A 16,475-nucleotide genomic window follows, 5' to 3' on the forward strand; every position below is an offset into this window, starting at 1 on the left:
ACTGACCCAGGGCTTTCGCGAAACTGAACCGATGCTGACGATTTAAGGTGAAACCCGCAGGGCGCGTTTCAAGCTGTAAGAAATCAGCGATTACTGCTGCGCAACAGTGCGGGGCGCCGGGGCGCGCCCTCCCAGTCCGGGCCGTCGAACCAGGTGTTGCCGCGCAGATAGTCGCGCAGCATGGCCAGGCCGTCGAAGCCCCAGAACTGGTGGCCGTCGACCTCGCAGGTGGGCACGCCGAAGACGCCGCGCGCAATGGCCTCGTCGGTGTTGGCCTTGAGACGGGCCTTGACCTCGTCGCTGCCGGCATCGCGCTGCAGCCGCAGCCGCGCCGCGAGCGCGGCCAGCCGTGCGGCATCGCCCGCCTCGCCGCCGCCTTGCCAGACATCGCGAAAAATCGTCTCGGCGACGTGGCGATTGATGTCGCCGTCCGTGGTGGTGGCGAGCGCGAGCCGCAGGTGCGGCAGCGGGTTGTAGGGATGGGAGGCCGGCAGTTCCATCGCGATGCCGTGCGCCTGGCCGAGCCACAGCACGTGGCGGTAGGTCCAGGCCCGCTTCGCCGCGATCTCGGCCGGCCCGAGCTGGCCATGGTGCTTCAGCAGCGCGCCCAGCAATACCGGCCGGTAGGCCACGCTGTAGCTCAGCCCTTCGAGCGCCTGCGGCAGCTGCTCGAAGGCCAGGTAGGCGTAGGGCGAGATGAAGTCCAGATGGAAGGTGATGTGCTTCATGGCCGGTCTTCTCCCGCGTTATTCAGGAAGCCCGCATCCGCGCGCAGCTCGATGGCCCGCCAGACGCTGCGCTTGGTCGTATCGTCCATGCCGCTCCATGCGGCGATCTCGTCGAGGGTGCGCAGGCAGCCTTCGCAGAAGCCGCTGGCCGGATCCATGCGGCAGATGGAAATGCAGGGCGAAGGCACGTCGCGTGCCGCGTTGCGCGCGGCGACGGCGCGATCCGCCAGGGGATGGAGTGCATCCCCGCTCACACCACGTCCGCGACCGGCGCGCCGGTCAACGCCTCGAGCTCCTGCGGGCGCAGCTGCACCACCGCATGCGGATGGCCGGCCGCCGCCCAGACTTCGTCGAAGCGGAACAGCTCGCGGTCGATCAGCATCACCGGCGCCGTGGCATGCGCGAAAGGCGAGACGCCGCCGATCGAGAAGCCGGTCGTGCGCTTGACGAAGTCGGCATCGGCGCGGCCCAGCTTGCCGCCGACCAGCGCCTCGACCTTCTTCTCGTCCACCCGCTTGTCGCCGGAAGTCACGACCAGCACCGCCGCCTCGTCGCTCTTGCGGCGGAACACGATGCTCTTGGCGATCTGCGCCACCGAGATGCCGAGCGCATCGGCCGCCTGCTGCGCGGTGCGGCAGGCGTTGTCGAGCATGCGCGGGGCATGTGGATGGCCCCGGTGCTGGAGCAGTCGCGCGACACGCTGCACGCCTTCGGGGAATGCATTGACTTCGGCGCCGCACATCAGCCGGCCCTCTTGGTGCGGATGGCCTTCGAGACGCGCGAGTTCGGCTCGCGTCCCAGCGCCTGGTTGATGTAGACGCCGGCGTCGATGAGCTTGTCGAGATCGATGCCGGTCTCGATGCCCATGCCATGCAGCATGTAGACCACATCCTCGGTCGCGACGTTGCCGGTCGCGCCCTTGGCGAAGGGGCAGCCGCCCAGGCCGCCGACGGAGGTGTCGAACTGCCACACGCCCAGCTCCAGGCTGGCGAGCGTGTTGGACAGGGCCTGGCCGTAGGTGTCGTGGTAGTGGCCCGAGATGTCGTCGATGCCGTAGTGCGCGAGCGTCGCTTCCAGCGCGCGCCGCACCTTCAGGGGTGTGCCGACGCCGATGGTGTCGGCCACGCCGACGTGCTGCACGCCGATGTCCTTCATCAGCTTCGCCAGCATGCCGACGCGCTCGGGCGCGATCTCGCCCTCGTAGGGGCAGCCCACCGTGCAGGACATGGCGCCGCGCACATGGATGCCCTTCTCGCGCGCCGCCTCGGCCACCGGCCGGAAGCGCTCGATGCTCTCGGCGATCGAGCAGTTGATGTTCTTCTGGCTGAAGGCCTCGCTGGCCGCGCCGAAGACCACGATCTCGTCGGGCCACTCCTCGCGCGGCGCGGCGATGGCCGCCTCGAAGCCCTTCATGTTGGGCGTGAGCACCGAGTAGCGCACGCCGGCCTGGCGCCGGAGGCCGCGCATCACCTCCGCGTTGTCGGCCATCTGCGGCACCCACTTGGGGCTGACGAAGCTGGTGACCTCGATCTCCTTCAGGCCAGCCTCCTGCAGGCGATGGACCAGGCCGATCTTGACCTCGGCAGGCACCGCCTGCTTTTCGTTCTGCAGGCCGTCGCGCGGGCCGACGTCGACGAGCTTGACGCGGGGTGGGAGTTTCATGGCTTGGCTTCTCGTGAGGGGCAAGTTTCAGTATCCGCGCTTCGGATCGACCACGCCGGCGACGGGCTCACCGCGCTCGATCGCCAGGATCTTGCGGACGATCTGCGCGACGGAGGCGCCGCGCACCGTGCGTGCCGAGCCGTGCGGCGTGACCGTGATCTTCGGATGGCGCCAGAAGGGATGCTCGGCGGGCAAGGGCTCGACCTCGAAGACATCGAGGGTCGCGCCGGCGAGCTGGCCGCTGTCGAGCAGCGGAATCAGCTCGGCCTCGACCAGGTGCGCACCGCGCGCCACGTTGATCAGGTAGCCGCCCGGCTTGCCGCCGTTCAGGCGCGACAGCGTCTCGCGGTTGAGGATGCCGCGCGTGGACTCGGTCAGCGGCAAGAGGTTGACCAGCACGCGGGTGGCGCCGAGGAAGGCGTCGAACTCTTCCTCGCCCGCGAAGCAGCGCAGACCCTCGATCGCCTTGGGCGAGCGGCTCCAGCCGTTGATCGGGAACTCGAACTGCGCGATGGCCTTCGCCACGCGCTCGCCCAGCACGCCCAGGCCCATCACGCCGACGGGGAAGTCCTCGCGCTCGCGCGGCTTGCGAAAGCCCCAGCGGCCCTCGCGCGCGTCGGCCTCGTAGAGATCGAACTCGCGGAAATGGCGGATCAGCGCATGGCACACGTACTCGGCCATCTGCACCGACATGCCGGCGTCGTCGAGGCGCACGACCAGGGCCTGGGGCGGCAGCCTGAGCTTGAGCAGCGCATCGACGCCCGCGCCGATGTTGAAGATGCCGCGCAGCCCCGATTGCTCGTCGATGAAGGACTGCGGCGGCGACCAGACCACGGCATGGTCGGCCTGCGGCGCGCCCGGCGTCCAGTTCTGCACGTCGGCGCCGGGCAGCGCAGCGCGCAGCCCCTCGATCCAGGCGTCGGGACGGTTGTCGGTGAGGCAGACGGTGATTCGCATGCCCGCAAGCTTAAGCCGCAATGCGCAGCAGCTCTGCGCCCTCGGCCACCTGGTCGCCGGGCACGTACAGCAGCTCCTCCACGGTGCCGTCCGCCGGCGCCGCGATGGTGTGCTCCATCTTCATGGCCTCCATCACGGCCAGCGCCTGGCCGCGGCTGACCTTGTCGCCGGCCTTGACGGCGAAGGACACCACCTTGCCCGGCATGGGCGCGGTGAGGCGGCCCGCATCGGCGTGCGTGTCGCCGGCATGGGCCATGCGGTCCAGCGCCACGATGCGGGTCGCGCCCTCGGGCGCGAAGACATGGGTCGTGGCGCCTTCCTCGTAGACGTTCAGCGTGCGCCGCAGGCCGTTGAACTGCAGCTCGATCTCGCCCGTGGGGAACTCGCCGGTCGCGAGCGCGCCTTCGACGCCGCCGACCTGCAGCCACAGGCTGCCGTCGCGCCGGTAGCTCAGGAGCGCCTGCTGCGCCTCGCCGCGGAACTCGAAGTCGAAGCGGCGCTGGTACTCGCCGAAGCCGCGCCAGCCGTCGCGGCGCGCGTAGGGCTCCGAGGGCGCGGCCGAAGACCGCTCGGCGATCAACGTGCGCACGATGGAAGACGCCGCTGCCAGCGGCAGACCCAGCGGCTCCCGGTCGAAGAGCACCGCGCGCTCGCGCTCGATCAGCGCGGTGTCGAGCTTGGCATGGGCGAACGAGTCGGTGCGCAGGATGCCCCGGAGGAATTGCACGTTGGTCGCGACACCCACGATGTGCATCTGCGCCAGCGCCTGGTCGAGCCGTGCCAGCGCCTCTTCGCGCGTCGTGCCGTGCACGATCAGCTTGGCGATCATCGAGTCGTAGAAGGGCGAGATCGGATCGCCCTCGCGCACGCCGTCGTCGATGCGCACGCGGCTGCGCTGGAAGGCCGTGGCGTTGGGCTTGCGGTAGACGCGGAGCTGGCCGGTGGCAGGCAGGAAATTGTTGTCAGGGTTCTCGGCGCAGATACGCGCCTCGATGGCATGGCCGTTGATCTGCAGCTGCTCCTGCTTCAGGGGCAGCGGCTCGCCGGAGGCCACGCGCAGTTGCCACTCGACCAGGTCCAGGCCGGTGATCGCCTCGGTCACCGGATGCTCCACCTGCAGGCGCGTGTTCATCTCCATGAAGAAAAAGTTCATGGAGCCGTCATTGCGCTGCTCGACGATGAACTCCACCGTGCCCGCGCCCACGTACTTCACCGCGCGCGCCGCCGCCACCGCCGCCTCCCCCATCTCGCGGCGCATGGCCTCCGTCATGCCCGGCGCCGGCGCTTCCTCCAGCACCTTCTGGTGACGCCGCTGCACCGAACAGTCGCGCTCGAACAGGTAGACGTAGTTGCCCTGCGTGTCGCCGAAGACCTGGATCTCGATGTGGCGCGGTCGCTGCACGTACTTCTCGACCAGCACCGCGTCGTCGCCGAAACTGTTGATGGCCTCGCGCTGGCAGGAGGCGAGCGCAGCGGCGAAGTCGGCGTGCTTCTCGACCACCCGCATGCCCTTGCCGCCGCCGCCGGCGCTGGCCTTGATCAGCACCGGGTAGCCGATGCGCTCGGCCTCGCGCGCCAGCAGCGCCGGGTCCTGGTCCTTGCCGTGGTAGCCGGGCACCAGCGGCACGCCGGCCTTCTCCATCAGTTGCTTGGACTCGGCCTTCAGGCCCATGGCCTGGATGGCGGACGGCGGCGGGCCGATGAAGACCAGGCCGGCCTCGGCGCAGGCGCGGGCGAAGTCTTCGTTCTCGCTCAGGAAGCCGTAGCCCGGATGCACCGCCTGCGCGCCGGTGGCCTTGGCAGCCTCCAGGATCTTCTCCCAGCGCAGGTAGCTGTCCTTGGGTGCGCTGCCGCCCAGGTACACCGACTCGTCGCAGGCGCGCACATGGTTGGCGTGCGCGTCGGCGTCGGAGTAGACGGCGACCGTGCGGATGGCCATGCGGCGCGCGGTGGCGGCGACGCGGCAGGCAATCTCCCCGCGGTTGGCGATCAGGATCTTGTTGAACATGGGCTCGGCTTTCCTTCTTGGGGGGTGGGGTTCAGGCGTCGCTTCGCATCCCGAGCCGCTCCAGCAGCGCGCGGTCCTTCGCGGCTTGCGGGTTGGCAGTGGTCAGCAGGCGATCGCCATAGAAGATCGAATTGGCACCGGCGAGGAAGCACAGCGACTGCAGCGCCTCGTCCATCTGCTCGCGCCCGGCCGACAGGCGCACCATGCTCTTCGGCATGGTGATGCGGGCGACGGCGATGGTGCGCACGAATTCGAAGGGGTCGAGCGGCTCGGTGCCGGCCAGCGGCGTGCCCTCGACCTGCACCAGGTTGTTGATGGGCACCGACTCGGGGTACGGGTCGAGGTTGGCCAGCTGCGCGATCAGGCCGGCACGCTCCAGCCGCGATTCGCCCATGCCGACAATGCCGCCGCAGCACACATGCAGGCCCGCGTCGCGCACGTGGCCCAGGGTGTCGAGGCGGTCCTGGTAGGTCCGGGTCGTGATGATCTTGTCGTAGAACTCGGGGGCGCTGTCGAGGTTGTGGTTGTAGTAGTCCAGGCCCGCGTCCGCCAGCCGCTGCGCCTGCTCGGCCTCGAGCATGCCGAGGGTCACGCAGGTCTCCAAACCGAGCGCCTTGACGCCGCGCACCATCTCGATGACGGGCTCCAGATGCCGTTCCTTCGGGCTGCGCCAGGCCGCGCCCATGCAGAAGCGGGTGGCGCCGTGGTCCTTCGCGGCCTGGGCGGCGGCGAGCACGTCGTCGAGCGCCATCAGCTTGTCGGCCTTCAGGCCGGTGTCGTGGTGCGCGCTCTGCGGGCAGTAGCCGCAGTCCTCCTCGCAGCCGCCGGTCTTGATCGACAGCAGGGTGGAGAGCTGCACGGTGTTGGCGTCGAAGTTCGCGCGATGCACCTGCTGCGCGCGGAACAGCAGGTCGTTGAAGGGCAGCTCGAAGAGGGCCGCGATGCTGTCGACACGCCACTCGGCGCCGGCAGGAAGGGCGTGCTGCTGCGAGGCCGTAGCCTTGCGGTCGATGAAGCTGATGCTGTGTTCCATGAGAAAGAAGAGTTCCTGTGTCCGGTTCAGGCGGCCAGCGCCGCGGTGCTGCGCAGCGCGCGCAGGTCGAGATGGCGCGCAGCGAGGGCCGCCTCGGGCGAGGCCAGATGCGGCACCACGCCGAGCAGCGGCGCATCCAGGCGCGCGCGCAGGGTCTGCAGGTTGTCGTCGAGGGCCAGCATGCGCGGATCGATGGCGCTGCCGACCCAGCCGGCGAGCACGAGGCCGCGCGCGCGGATCGCCTCGGCCGTGAGCAGCGCATGGTTGAGGCAGCCGAGCCGCAGCCCCACCACGAGCACCACGGGCAGCCCCAGGGCCAAAGCGAGATCGGCGCTGTCGAAGTCGTCGGCCAGCGGCACGCGAAAGCCGCCCACGCCTTCGACGACCACCGCATCGGCCTGCCGTGCGAGCTGCGCGTAGGCCGACAGCAGGGGTTGCAGCGCGATGTGCACGCCCTCTTCCCGTGCCGCCAGGTGCGGTGCCATCGGGGCGCGCAGCAGGTAGGGGCAGCGCAGTGCGAGCGGGGCTTCGACATTGCCGGCGGCCTGCAGCCGCTCGACGTCGTCGTTGCGCCAAGTGCCGTCGATGAGGTCCAGGCCTGCGGCCACCGGCTTCATGCCGACTGCGCGCAGGCCCGACGCCGCCAACGACGACAGCATGGCGCTGCTGACCAGCGTCTTGCCCACGCCGGTGTCGGTGCCGGTGACGAAGCAGTGCATCGTCATGCGGCCTCCTTCCACGGCTGCGCCAGCACCTGCCCCAGCGCATCGACCAATCGCGCGACGTCGCCTTCGCCATGGCTGGCCGACAGCGCGATGCGCAGCCGCGCCGTGCCGGCCGGCACGGTGGGCGGCCGGATCGCGCCGACCCGCAGCCCAAGGCCGTCGAGCTGCGCCGACAGCCGCATCGCGCGCGCGTTGTCGCCCACGATCAGCGGCTGGATCGCGGTCGGCGAATCCGCCAGCCAGGCGCTGCCGTCGGCGGGCAGCACGCGCTGCAGGCCCGCGCGCAGTTGGGCAATGCGGGCGCGCAGCTGCGCTCGGCGCTGTGCCCCCTCTTCGCCTTCGATCAGGTCCAGGCTGGCGAGCAGCGCATGGGCGATGGCCGGCGGCGCGGCGGTGGTGAAGATGTAGGGCCGCGCACGCTGCACCAGATAGTCGATCACGGTGCGATGCGCGGCCACGAAGGCGCCCGACACGCCGGCCGCCTTGCCGAGCGTGCCGATGAGGACGAGCCGCTCGGAGCGAAGACCCGCCTCTTCCAGCACGCCGTGGCCTCGCGCGCCCAGCACGCCGAAGCCATGCGCATCGTCCAGCACCAGCCAGGCATCGTGGCGCTCGGCCAGTGCCAGCAGCCCGGCCACCGGTGCGATGTCGCCGTCCATGCTGAACACGGCATCGCTGACGATCAGCTTGACCGGCGCATCGCAGGCCGCGAGCTGCGCATCGAGCGCCTGCACGTCGCAGTGCGCATAGCGCTCGACGCGCGCCTTGGCCAGGCGCGCGCCGTCGATCAGCGAGGCATGGTTGAGCGTCTCCGAGAAGATCACCGCCTCGGCGCCGCCGAGCGCGGACAGCACCGCGAGGTTGGCCATGTAGCCGGTGCAGAAGAACAGGCTCTGCGCCTCGGGGATGTGCGGCGCCATCCAGCCGGCCAAGCGCTCCTCGAGCTGCGCATGCGCGCGCGAGTGGCCAAGGATCAGGTGCGAGCCGCCGCTGCCCGCGCCGTAGCGCGACGCGCCTTCGGCCAGCGCGGCCGCCAGGGCCGGATGCACGGCCAGGCCGAGGTAGTCGTTGCTGCTGAAGGCCAGCATGCTGCGCGGCGCCGCGGCGCCAGCCAGCGTGAGAAGCTGCTCGGGCGCGCAGGGCGTCTCGGCGATCAGCCGGCGGCGGCGCAGAGCCTGCGCGTCCAGCGTCGCGATCTCGTGCTGGAGGCGGTCAAGCAAGCGCGACATCGCGGACCTCCCGGGCAGCATGCGGCGCGGCGACCGCGTCCAGGGTGGCGAGCGTGCCCTCGACAAGGCGATCGATCTCGTGGTCGGCGATGGCGTAGGGCGGCATCAGGTAGACGGTGCCGCCGATCGGGCGCATCAGCAGGCCCTGGTCGCGCGCGGCCAGATGAAAGCGCTCGGCGAAACGCTCGCCGGGCTCGCGCACGTCGAAGGCGGAGATCATGCCGCGCTGGCGCAGGTGCGCGACCGGGCGTGTGCCCAGCCCTTGCTGCAACCGCTGCAGGATGCGCGCAGCCCGGGCGCGATTGCGGTTCAGCACGTCTTCGCGCTCGAACAGCTCGAGTGTGGCCAGCGCCGCGCGACAGGCCAGCGCATTGCCCGTGTAGGAATGCGAATGCAGAAAGCTGCGTGCCACGTCGGCATCGACGAAGCCCTGGTAGATGGCCTCGCGCGCCATCACCAGCGCCAGCGGCAGGTAGCCGCCGCTGATGCCCTTGGACAGGCACAGGAAGTCGGGCCAGATGCCGGCCTGCTCGCAGGCGAAGAAGCTGCCGGTGCGTCCGCAGCCCACTGCTATCTCGTCGGCGATCAGGTGCACGCCGTAGCGGTCGCACAGGGCGCGCACGAGGCGCAGGTACTCGGGGTCGTGCATCGCCATGCCGGCGGCGCACTGCACCAGCGGCTCGACGATCACGGCGGCGATGCTGTCGTGCTGCTCGGCGAGGAGCGCGCCGAGGGCATCGGCCTCACGGCGCGCGACGGCGGTGGCGTCTTCGCCCGGCAGCGCGCCGCGTGCGTCGGGCGAAGGCACCAGATGCGCTTCGCCCAAGAGCGGCGCATAGGCATCGCGGAAGACGGCGACGTCGGTCACATGCAGCGCGCCCAGGGTCTCGCCGTGGTAGCCCTGGCGCAGCGCCACGAAGCGGCGCTTGCCGCCCCGGCCCGCATTGCGCCAGGCATGGAAGCTCATCTTCAGCGCGATCTCCACCGCCGAGGCGCCGTCGGAGGCATAGAAGCAGTGGCCCAGCGCGCCGCCGGTCAGGGCGGACAGACGCTCGGCCAGTTCGACCGCCGGGGCATGCGTGCAGCCCGCCAGCATCACGTGCGGCAGCGTGTCGAGCTGCTCCTTGAGCGCGGCATTGATGGCCGGGTGCGCATGGCCGAACAGGTTGACCCACCAGGAGCTGGTGGCGTCCAGGTAGCGGCGGCCGTCATGGTCGATCAGCCAGACGCCTTCGCCGCGCGCGATCGGCAGCGGCGGCACTGCCTCCAGGCGAATGCTCTGGGTGCAGGGGTGCCACACATGGCGCCGGCTGCGCTGCTGCCAGTCGGCATTGCGCGATGCGGCGGGTGGGGTTGGAGAAGCAGGACTCAGCACGCGGATGTTCCTCGTTCGTTAAGGCTAGGGCCGCGCATCGTAGGCAGGGCGGCGCAGCGCCGCAATGCGGCGGTTGCCTGCGAGATGCACGCCGCTTGCGCGACGTTCGCTGCCGTACGAATCATCTTTGCCTCAACGTCGCGCAACGGTCCGGCTTCTTGCCGCCCGTGCTGTTACAAAAAAATCAAAGCTGCCCGTCCTCGCGCCTGTTCAGGCGAAAGGCCGGCGTCACGCCGGGGTCGGGGCGGCCGCTGAAGATGCGCGCCAGCCGACCGAAGAGAGCGCGCAGGAAGCGCCAGCTCTTGCGGATCAGCCAGACGGAGAGCGCCAGCAGCACGACGAACAACAGCAGGAACACGAGCGGATGCGCCACCGCCAGCCACAGCCCCGCCGGGACCAGGCCGTCCTCGACCAGCGAAGCACCCACATTGCTGAAGGGCTCGGGCGAGGTGTTGATGGCGGCGCGCGTGGTGGCCTTGGCCACATGCGCCGTGGCCGCGAAGCTGCCGCCCAGCAGCGCGGCGACGATCGCCATCACCGCATGGTCGGCCCCGAACACGCTGGCCGCCAGCGCGGCGCCCGCGGGAATGCGGATCACCGTGTGCACCATGTCCCAGAGCGAGTCGAGGCCGGGGATCTTGTCGGCGAAGAACTCGATGAAGACCATGAAGCCGCTGGCCGCGATCACCACCGGATGCGCCAGCAGTTGCAGCCCGCCCGGCAGGGGCACCCAGCCCAGGTAGCCGGCCAGGCCGGTGAGCAGCACGACCAGGTACAGGCGCACGCCGCTGGCCCAGCCGATGGCGGCGGACAGGGCGAGCAACTGAGGCAGGTCGAGGGTGTCCATGGTGCGGCGCCGAAGGGCTCAGCCGGAAATCCAGGAGGGCTTGCGCTTCTGCAGGAAGGCCTGAACGCCTTCTCGGCCTTCCTCGCTGGCGCGGATGTCCGCGATGCCCTGCACGGTCTTCTCGATGAGCGCATCGTCGATCTCGCGGCCCGCGACGTCGGCGATCAGCTGCTTGCAGGCGCGCACCGCCGCCGGGCTGGCGCCGGTGAAGGCCTTCACGATCTCGGCCACCTTCGCATCGAGCGCATCGGCCGCCACCACCTCGTGCACGAAGCCGATGCGATGCGCCTCGGCCGCGCTGAAGCGCTCGCCGGTGAGGAAATAGCGCTGCGCGGCGCGCGTGCCCATGGCGCGCAGCACGTAGGGGCTGATGGTCGCGGGGATCAGGCCGATCTTCACTTCGCTCAGGCAGTACCAGGCCGTGTCCACGCTCACCGCGACATCGCAGGCCGCCACCAGCCCCATGCCACCGGCATACGTGTCGCCCTGCACGCGCGCGATCACCGGCTTCGGGCTCTCGTGGATGGTGCGCAGCATCTCGGCCAGGCCGCCCGCATCGGCGAGGTTCTGCTCGTGCGTGAACTCGGCCGCGCGGCGCATCCAGTTGAGGTTGGCGCCGGCGCAGAAGGCCGGGCCGTGGGCGCCCAGCACGATCACGCGCACCTCGCTCGCGGCGCCGGCCTGCGAGAAGGCCTCGCTCAGCTCGTGAATGACGACTTCGTCGAAGGCGTTGCGCAGCTCGGGCCGGTTAAGCCAGATGCGCGCGACGGCGCCTTCGAGGACGAGCTCCAGCGTGGTGAACTTCATTGCTTTGCTTCCTGTTGAAGAAGGTAGACCCAGTCGAGCTCGGGCCCGGGCTGCACCATGCCGGTGAGCGCGGCCGTGACCTGGCCGCGATGGTGGGTCGCATGGTTGAACACGTGGCCGAGTGCCGGCGCGAAGGGGATACGTACCTGCTCGCCGTTGTTGCGCGTGTAGGCCAGCTCGCCGTCGTAGCGCTCGGGCGCGAGCGTGGCGAGCCAGGGGCTCCAGCGCGTGACCGCCTGCGCCAGCGCCTCGCACACGGCCGCACGGTCGGTGTGCAGCTCGGTGTCGAGCGGGATGCGCGGGGAGCGGCCTTCGGCGAAGCGCGCGTACCAGAGGTTGTCGGCCACCAGCAGGTGGTTGAGCGTGCCGTGCACCGAGCGGAAGAAGAGGCCGCAATCGCGGCGCCAATCGGCGTCCGACAGGTTCTTCAGGTTGGACGCGAGCAGCTTGTTCGTGGCCCACACGTGGTAGCGCCCCAGGCTCGCGAAGTAGTTCGGCAAGGACATGCTCGTCTCCTCGGTGTCACATGCGGAAGATGCCGAAGCGCGGCTCGGGCACGGGCGCGTGGCGCGCCGCGGCCAGGCCCAGCGCCAGCACGCGGCGCGTGTCGGCCGGGTCGATGATGCCGTCGTCCCACAGCCGCGCGGTGGCGTAATAGGGGTGGCCCTGCTGCTCGTACTGCTGGCGGATCGGGGCCTTGAAGCCTTCTTCTTCCTCGGCGCTCCATTGCCCGCCCTTGGCCTCGATGCCGTCGCGCTTGACGGTGGCCAGCACGCTCGCGGCCTGCTCGCCGCCCATCACGCTGATGCGCGCGTTGGGCCACATCCAGAGGAAGCGCGGCGAGTAGGCGCGGCCGCACATGCCGTAGTTGCCCGCGCCGAAGCTGCCGCCGATGATGATGGTGAACTTGGGCACGTTGGCGGTGGCCACGGCCGTCACCATCTTGGCGCCGTGGCGCGCGATGCCCTCGTTCTCGTACTTGCGCCCGACCATGAAGCCGGTGATGTTCTGCAGGAACACGAGCGGGATCTTGCGCTGGCAGCACAGCTCGATGAAATGCGCGCCCTTCTGCGCCGACTCGGAAAAGAGGATGCCGTTGTTGGCCACGATGCCCACCGGCATGCCTTCGATCTCGGCGAAGCCGCACACGAGCGTCGCGCCGAAGCGGGCCTTGAATTCGTGGAACTCGCTGCCGTCGACGATGCGGGCGATGATCTCGCGCACGTCGAAGGGCTTGCGGGTGTCGGTGGGGATCACGCCGTAGAGCTCTTCCGGCGCGAAGGCCGGCGCGCGAACCTCCTTGGGTTCGCCGACCGCGGCCTGGCTGCTCCTCGCGTTGAGGTTCTCGATGGCGGTGCGAGCCAGCGCGAGCGCATGCAGATCGTTCTGCGCCAGGTGATCGGCCACGCCCGACAACCGCGTGTGCACGTCGCCGCCGCCCAGGTCCTCGGCCGTCACCACCTCGCCGGTGGCCGCCTTCACCAGCGGCGGGCCGCCCAGGAAGATGGTGCCCTGCTCCTTGACGATGATCGACTCGTCGCTCATCGCCGGCACGTAGGCGCCGCCTGCCGTGCAGGAGCCCATGACCACCGCGATCTGCGCGATGCCCTGGGCGCTCATGTTGGCCTGGTTGTAGAAGATGCGGCCGAAGTGATCGCGATCGGGGAAGACCTCGTCCTGGTTCGGCAGGTTGGCGCCGCCCGAGTCCACCAGGTAGATGCAGGGCAGCCGGTTCTGCTCGGCGATCTCCTGGGCACGCAGGTGCTTCTTGACCGTCATCGGGTAGTAGGTGCCGCCCTTCACGGTGGCGTCGTTGCACACGACCATGCAGTCCACCCCGCTCACGCGGCCGATGCCGGCGATCAGGCCCGCGCCGGGCGCTGCGCCGTGGTACATCGCATGGGCGGCGAGCGGCGCGATCTCGAGGAAGGGCGTGCCCGGGTCGAGCAGTTGCGCCACGCGGTCGCGCGGCAGCAGCTTGCCCCGCGCGGTGTGCTTGCTGCGCGCGGCCTCGCCGCCGCCGGCCTCGACCTTGGCGAACTGCGCGTGCAGGTCGTCGACCAGGGCACGCATGGCCGAGGCATTGGCCTGGAATTCGGCGGAGCGTGCGTTGAGTTTGGTTTCGAGTTTGCTCATGCTGTTTTTTCTTCTCCGAGGCCCAGCTGCTGCTTCATGGCCTCGCGGATCTTGAACTTCTGGATCTTGCCGGTCACGGTCATCGGGAACTCCTTGACGAACTCGATGTAGCGCGGGACCTTGTAGTGCGCGATCTGGCCCTTGCAGAACTCGCGCACTTCGTCGGCCGTGAGGGCCTGGCCCGGCTTGGGGATGATCCAGGCGCACAGCTCCTCGCCGTACTTCTTGTCGGGCAGGCCGACCACCTGCACGTCCTGGATCTTCGGATGGCGGTAGAGAAACTCCTCGATCTCGCGCGGGTAGATGTTCTCGCCGCCGCGGATCACCAGGTCCTTGATGCGGCCGACGATGTTGACGTAGCCCTCGGTGTCCATGGTGGCGAGGTCGCCGGTGTGCATCCAGCCCTCGACGTCGATGGCCTCGCGGGTCTTTTCCTCGTCGTCCCAGTAACCGTGCATCACCGAGTAACCGCGGGTGCAGAACTCACCCGAGACGCCGGGCGCGACGATCGCGCCGGTCTCGGGGTCGACGATCTTGATCTCGAGGTGCGGCTGCACCTTGCCAACGGTGGAGACGCGCTTGGAAAGTGGCGTGTCGGTGGAGCTCTGGCAGCTCACCGGGCTGGTCTCGGTCATGCCGTAGGCGATGGTGATCTCGGAGAGGTGCATCTGGTCGACCACTCGCTTCATCACCTCGGTGGGACAGGGCGAGCCGGCCATGATGCCGGTGCGCAGCGTCGAGAGATCGAACTCCTTGAAGCGCGGATGGTCGAGCTCGGCGATGAACATGGTGGGCACGCCGTGCAGGCCGGTGCAGCGCTCGGCTTGCACGGTCTGCATCACGGTCAGCGGGTCGAAGCCGTCGTTGGGGTAGACGATGGTGGCGCCATGCGTGAGGCAGGCCAGGTTGCCCAGCACCATGCCGAAGCAGTGGTAGAGCGGCACCGGGATGCAGAGCCGGTCTTCGGGCGTGAGCTTCATGCACTCGCCGATGAAGAAGCCGTTGTTGAGGATGTTGCGGTGGGTCAGCGTCGCGCCCTTGGGGAAGCCGGTGGTGCCGCTGGTGAACTGGATGTTGACCGGGTCGGTGGCCTTCAGGGCCTTGGCGATCGCGGGCACGCGCGGGTCGTCGGGCTTGCCCGTCTCGAGCAGGGCAGAGAAGCGCATCAGGCCCGCCAGTTCCTCGCCCTCGCCGGGCTTGTCGATCCAGGCCACCGTGCGCAGCTGCGGCAGGCGGGCGGCCTGCAGCGCGCCGGGCTGGGCACTCGCGAGCTCGGGCGCCAGTTCGCGCAGCATGCCGACGTAGTCGCTGGTCTTGAAGCGCTGCATCGTGACCAGCGCCTTGCAGCGCACCTTGTTGAGCGCGTATTCGAGTTCGGAGGTGCGGTAGGCGGGGTTGATGTTGACCAGGACGATGCCGACCTTGGCGGTGGCGAGCTGCATCAGCAACCACGCCACGTTGTTGTGCGACCAGATGCCGACACGGTCGCCGGGGCCGAGGCCCAGCGCCAGCAGCGCGCTGGCGAGGCGGTCGGCTTCGCGCTGCAACTCGAGGTAGCTCAGGCGCCGCTGCTCGTGCGCGCTGACCAGCGCATCGCGATCGCCCTGGCGCCGCGCCATGTCGTCGAAGAAGTCGCCGATGGTCTGCTCGATCAGCGGGACATCGGTGGGGCCGCGGTCGAGGCTCTCAGTCAAAGCCATATCGTCTCCTGAGGGAATGAAGTCCAACCCTAGGCCGTCTCAGCGAACAGTTCGCGGCCGATCAGCATGCGCCGGATCTCGCTCGTCCCCGCCCCGATCTCGTACAGCTTGGCATCGCGCCACAGCCGCTCGACCGGAAATTCCTTGGTGTAGCCCACGCCGCCCAGCGCCTGGATCGCCTCGCCGGCCATCCAGGTCGCCTTCTCGGCCGAATAGAGAATGGCACCGGCCGCGTCCTTGCGGAAGGTGCGCGCATGGTCCTTGCGGTCGCAGGCCTTGCCCACCGCGTAGACGTAGGCGCGGGTGGCCTGCCAGGTGGAATACATGTCGGCCAGCTTGCCCTGCATCAGCTGGAACTCGCCGATGCTCTGGCCAAACTGCTGGCGCTCGTGGATGAAGGGCAGAACCGCATCCATGCAGGCGGCCATGATGCCCAGCGGGCCGCCGGAGAGCACCGCGCGCTCGTAGTCGAGGCCGCTCATCAGCACCTTGGCACCCATGCCCTCGCCACCCAGCACGTTCTCCTCGGGCACCTCGCAGTTGTCGAAGAAGAGCGGGAAGGTGTTGGAGCCGCGCATGCCCAGCTTGTCGAGCTTGGTGCCGGCCGAGAAGCCCTTGAAGCCCTTCTCGACGATGAAGGCCGTCATGCCCCGCGCGCCCATCTCGGGCTCGGTCTTGGCGTAGATGACGAGGGTGTCGGCGTCGCCGCCGTTGGTGATCCACATCTTGCCGCCGTTGAGCACGTAGCGGTCGCCCTTCTTCTCGGCGCGCAGCTTCATGCTGACCACGTCGGAGCCTGCGTTGGGCTCGCTCATGGCCAGCGCGCCCACGTGCTCGCCGCTCACGAGCTTGGGCAGGTACTTCTTCTTCTGCGCCTCGCTGCCGTTGCGGTGGATCTGGTTGACGCAGAGGTTGGAATGCGCGCCGTAGGACAGGCCCACCGAGGCCGAGGCCCGCGACACCTCCTCCATGGCCACGACGTGCGCCAGGTAGCCCAGCTCGGTGCCGCCGTATTCCTCCTTCACCGTCATGCCGTGCAGGCCCAGTTCGCCGAGCTTCTTCCAGAGGTCGTGGGGGAAGAGGTTCTCGCGGTCGATCTCGGCGGCGCGCGGCGCGATCTCGTGGGCGGCGAAGTCGGCCACCGCGTCGCGCAGCGAATCGATGGTCTCGCCGAGGTCGAAATTGAGGCCGGGATCATGCATGGGGTGTCTCCTTGGATGCGGGTTCGACTCGTGCGCCGGAAAAATCCCGCGCGGGCAGTCGCAGCT

16 protein-coding genes are annotated in these 16,475 nt (G+C 69.4%); all 16 read right to left on the reverse strand.

From position 1 onward, the window contains the following. Window positions 1-83 precede the first annotated feature (83 nt). A complete protein-coding gene (locus GXN78_RS08580) occupies window positions 84-728 on the reverse strand; it encodes a 2-hydroxychromene-2-carboxylate isomerase (protein WP_106557700.1) in 645 nt (214 codons plus the stop codon). Beyond that, window positions 725-982, reverse strand: a complete 258-nt coding sequence (locus tag GXN78_RS08585; protein WP_106557699.1) for a DUF1289 domain-containing protein — start codon at window positions 980-982, stop codon at window positions 725-727. Before GXN78_RS08585 ends, GXN78_RS08580 begins: the two co-directional genes overlap by 4 nt. Continuing rightward, window positions 979-1,470 carry a YbaK/EbsC family protein gene (locus GXN78_RS08590; RefSeq protein WP_106557698.1) on the reverse strand — a complete coding sequence of 164 codons (492 nt, stop codon included), beginning with the start codon at window positions 1,468-1,470 and terminating at the stop codon, window positions 979-981. Before GXN78_RS08590 ends, GXN78_RS08585 begins: the two co-directional genes overlap by 4 nt. Continuing rightward, on the reverse strand, window positions 1,470-2,390 hold the full coding sequence (locus GXN78_RS08595; protein WP_106557697.1) for a hydroxymethylglutaryl-CoA lyase: 921 nt from the start codon (window positions 2,388-2,390) through the stop codon (window positions 1,470-1,472). The genes GXN78_RS08590 and GXN78_RS08595 overlap by 1 nt, the downstream gene beginning before the upstream one ends. Before the next feature lie 27 nt (window positions 2,391-2,417). Beyond that, window positions 2,418-3,347 carry a glyoxylate/hydroxypyruvate reductase A gene (locus tag GXN78_RS08600; RefSeq protein ID WP_106557696.1) on the reverse strand — a complete coding sequence of 310 codons (930 nt, stop codon included), beginning with the start codon at window positions 3,345-3,347 and terminating at the stop codon, window positions 2,418-2,420. 10 nt (window positions 3,348-3,357) lie between these two features. After that, on the reverse strand, window positions 3,358-5,355 hold the full coding sequence (locus GXN78_RS08605; RefSeq protein WP_106557695.1) for an acetyl/propionyl/methylcrotonyl-CoA carboxylase subunit alpha: 1,998 nt from the start codon (window positions 5,353-5,355) through the stop codon (window positions 3,358-3,360). A 31-nt stretch (window positions 5,356-5,386) separates the two neighbouring features. Next, window positions 5,387-6,388, reverse strand: coding sequence for a biotin synthase BioB (bioB, locus tag GXN78_RS08610; RefSeq protein WP_106557694.1), 1,002 nt, complete (start codon window positions 6,386-6,388; stop codon window positions 5,387-5,389). Window positions 6,389-6,414: 26 nt separating this feature from the next. Next, window positions 6,415-7,113 (reverse strand): dethiobiotin synthase, encoded by a 699-nt coding sequence (gene bioD / locus GXN78_RS08615; protein WP_181360575.1) that lies wholly within the window; start codon window positions 7,111-7,113, stop codon window positions 6,415-6,417. Further along, complete coding sequence (gene bioF / locus GXN78_RS08620; RefSeq protein WP_106557693.1) at window positions 7,110-8,342, reverse strand: 8-amino-7-oxononanoate synthase; 1,233 nt, start codon at window positions 8,340-8,342, stop codon at window positions 7,110-7,112. The genes bioD and bioF overlap by 4 nt, the downstream gene beginning before the upstream one ends. Further along, complete coding sequence (locus GXN78_RS08625) at window positions 8,326-9,717, reverse strand: adenosylmethionine--8-amino-7-oxononanoate transaminase (RefSeq protein ID WP_106557692.1); 1,392 nt, start codon at window positions 9,715-9,717, stop codon at window positions 8,326-8,328. Before GXN78_RS08625 ends, bioF begins: the two co-directional genes overlap by 17 nt. A 184-nt stretch (window positions 9,718-9,901) precedes the next feature. Beyond that, on the reverse strand, window positions 9,902-10,564 hold the full coding sequence (locus GXN78_RS08630; protein WP_106557691.1) for a DUF4126 domain-containing protein: 663 nt from the start codon (window positions 10,562-10,564) through the stop codon (window positions 9,902-9,904). Between the two features lie 18 nt (window positions 10,565-10,582). Then, window positions 10,583-11,371, reverse strand: a complete 789-nt coding sequence (locus GXN78_RS08635; protein ID WP_106557690.1) for an enoyl-CoA hydratase/isomerase family protein — start codon at window positions 11,369-11,371, stop codon at window positions 10,583-10,585. Continuing rightward, window positions 11,368-11,877, reverse strand: coding sequence for a DinB family protein (locus GXN78_RS08640; RefSeq protein ID WP_106557689.1), 510 nt, complete (start codon window positions 11,875-11,877; stop codon window positions 11,368-11,370). The genes GXN78_RS08635 and GXN78_RS08640 overlap by 4 nt, the downstream gene beginning before the upstream one ends. A 16-nt stretch (window positions 11,878-11,893) precedes the next feature. Then, on the reverse strand, window positions 11,894-13,507 hold the full coding sequence (locus tag GXN78_RS08645; protein ID WP_106557688.1) for a carboxyl transferase domain-containing protein: 1,614 nt from the start codon (window positions 13,505-13,507) through the stop codon (window positions 11,894-11,896). Then, the gene (locus tag GXN78_RS08650; RefSeq protein ID WP_106557687.1) at window positions 13,504-15,207 is read right to left on the reverse strand and encodes an AMP-binding protein; all 1,704 of its coding nucleotides are present in this window, start codon (window positions 15,205-15,207) and stop codon (window positions 13,504-13,506) included. The genes GXN78_RS08645 and GXN78_RS08650 overlap by 4 nt, the downstream gene beginning before the upstream one ends. A gap of 29 nt (window positions 15,208-15,236) precedes the next feature. Further along, a complete protein-coding gene (locus GXN78_RS08655) occupies window positions 15,237-16,409 on the reverse strand; it encodes an isovaleryl-CoA dehydrogenase (RefSeq protein WP_106557686.1) in 1,173 nt (390 codons plus the stop codon). Between the last annotated feature and the right edge of the window lie 66 nt (window positions 16,410-16,475).

This window comes from Variovorax sp. WS11, from assembly GCF_010499245.1.
Taxonomy (GTDB): domain Bacteria; phylum Pseudomonadota; class Gammaproteobacteria; order Burkholderiales; family Burkholderiaceae_C; genus Variovorax.

Bases quoted from the DNA above. Each gene is read 5' to 3' on its own strand.
- GXN78_RS08655 (WP_106557686.1), bottom strand. From the start codon at position 16,409: ATGCATGATCCCGGCCTCAATTTCGACCTCGGCGAGACCATCGATTCG.
- bioB (WP_106557694.1), bottom strand. From the start codon at position 6,388: ATGGAACACAGCATCAGCTTCATCGACCGCAAGGCTACGGCCTCGCAG.
- GXN78_RS08635 (WP_106557690.1), bottom strand. From the start codon at position 11,371: ATGAAGTTCACCACGCTGGAGCTCGTCCTCGAAGGCGCCGTCGCGCGC.
- GXN78_RS08640 (WP_106557689.1), bottom strand. From the start codon at position 11,877: ATGTCCTTGCCGAACTACTTCGCGAGCCTGGGGCGCTACCACGTGTGG.
- GXN78_RS08590 (WP_106557698.1), bottom strand. From the start codon at position 1,470: ATGTGCGGCGCCGAAGTCAATGCATTCCCCGAAGGCGTGCAGCGTGTC.
- GXN78_RS08650 (WP_106557687.1), bottom strand. From the start codon at position 15,207: ATGGCTTTGACTGAGAGCCTCGACCGCGGCCCCACCGATGTCCCGCTG.
- bioF (WP_106557693.1), bottom strand. From the start codon at position 8,342: ATGTCGCGCTTGCTTGACCGCCTCCAGCACGAGATCGCGACGCTGGAC.
- GXN78_RS08630 (WP_106557691.1), bottom strand. From the start codon at position 10,564: ATGGACACCCTCGACCTGCCTCAGTTGCTCGCCCTGTCCGCCGCCATC.
- GXN78_RS08600 (WP_106557696.1), bottom strand. From the start codon at position 3,347: ATGCGAATCACCGTCTGCCTCACCGACAACCGTCCCGACGCCTGGATC.
- bioD (WP_181360575.1), bottom strand. From the start codon at position 7,113: ATGACGATGCACTGCTTCGTCACCGGCACCGACACCGGCGTGGGCAAG.
- GXN78_RS08605 (WP_106557695.1), bottom strand. From the start codon at position 5,355: ATGTTCAACAAGATCCTGATCGCCAACCGCGGGGAGATTGCCTGCCGC.
- GXN78_RS08580 (WP_106557700.1), bottom strand. From the start codon at position 728: ATGAAGCACATCACCTTCCATCTGGACTTCATCTCGCCCTACGCCTAC.
- GXN78_RS08645 (WP_106557688.1), bottom strand. From the start codon at position 13,507: ATGAGCAAACTCGAAACCAAACTCAACGCACGCTCCGCCGAATTCCAG.
- GXN78_RS08595 (WP_106557697.1), bottom strand. From the start codon at position 2,390: ATGAAACTCCCACCCCGCGTCAAGCTCGTCGACGTCGGCCCGCGCGAC.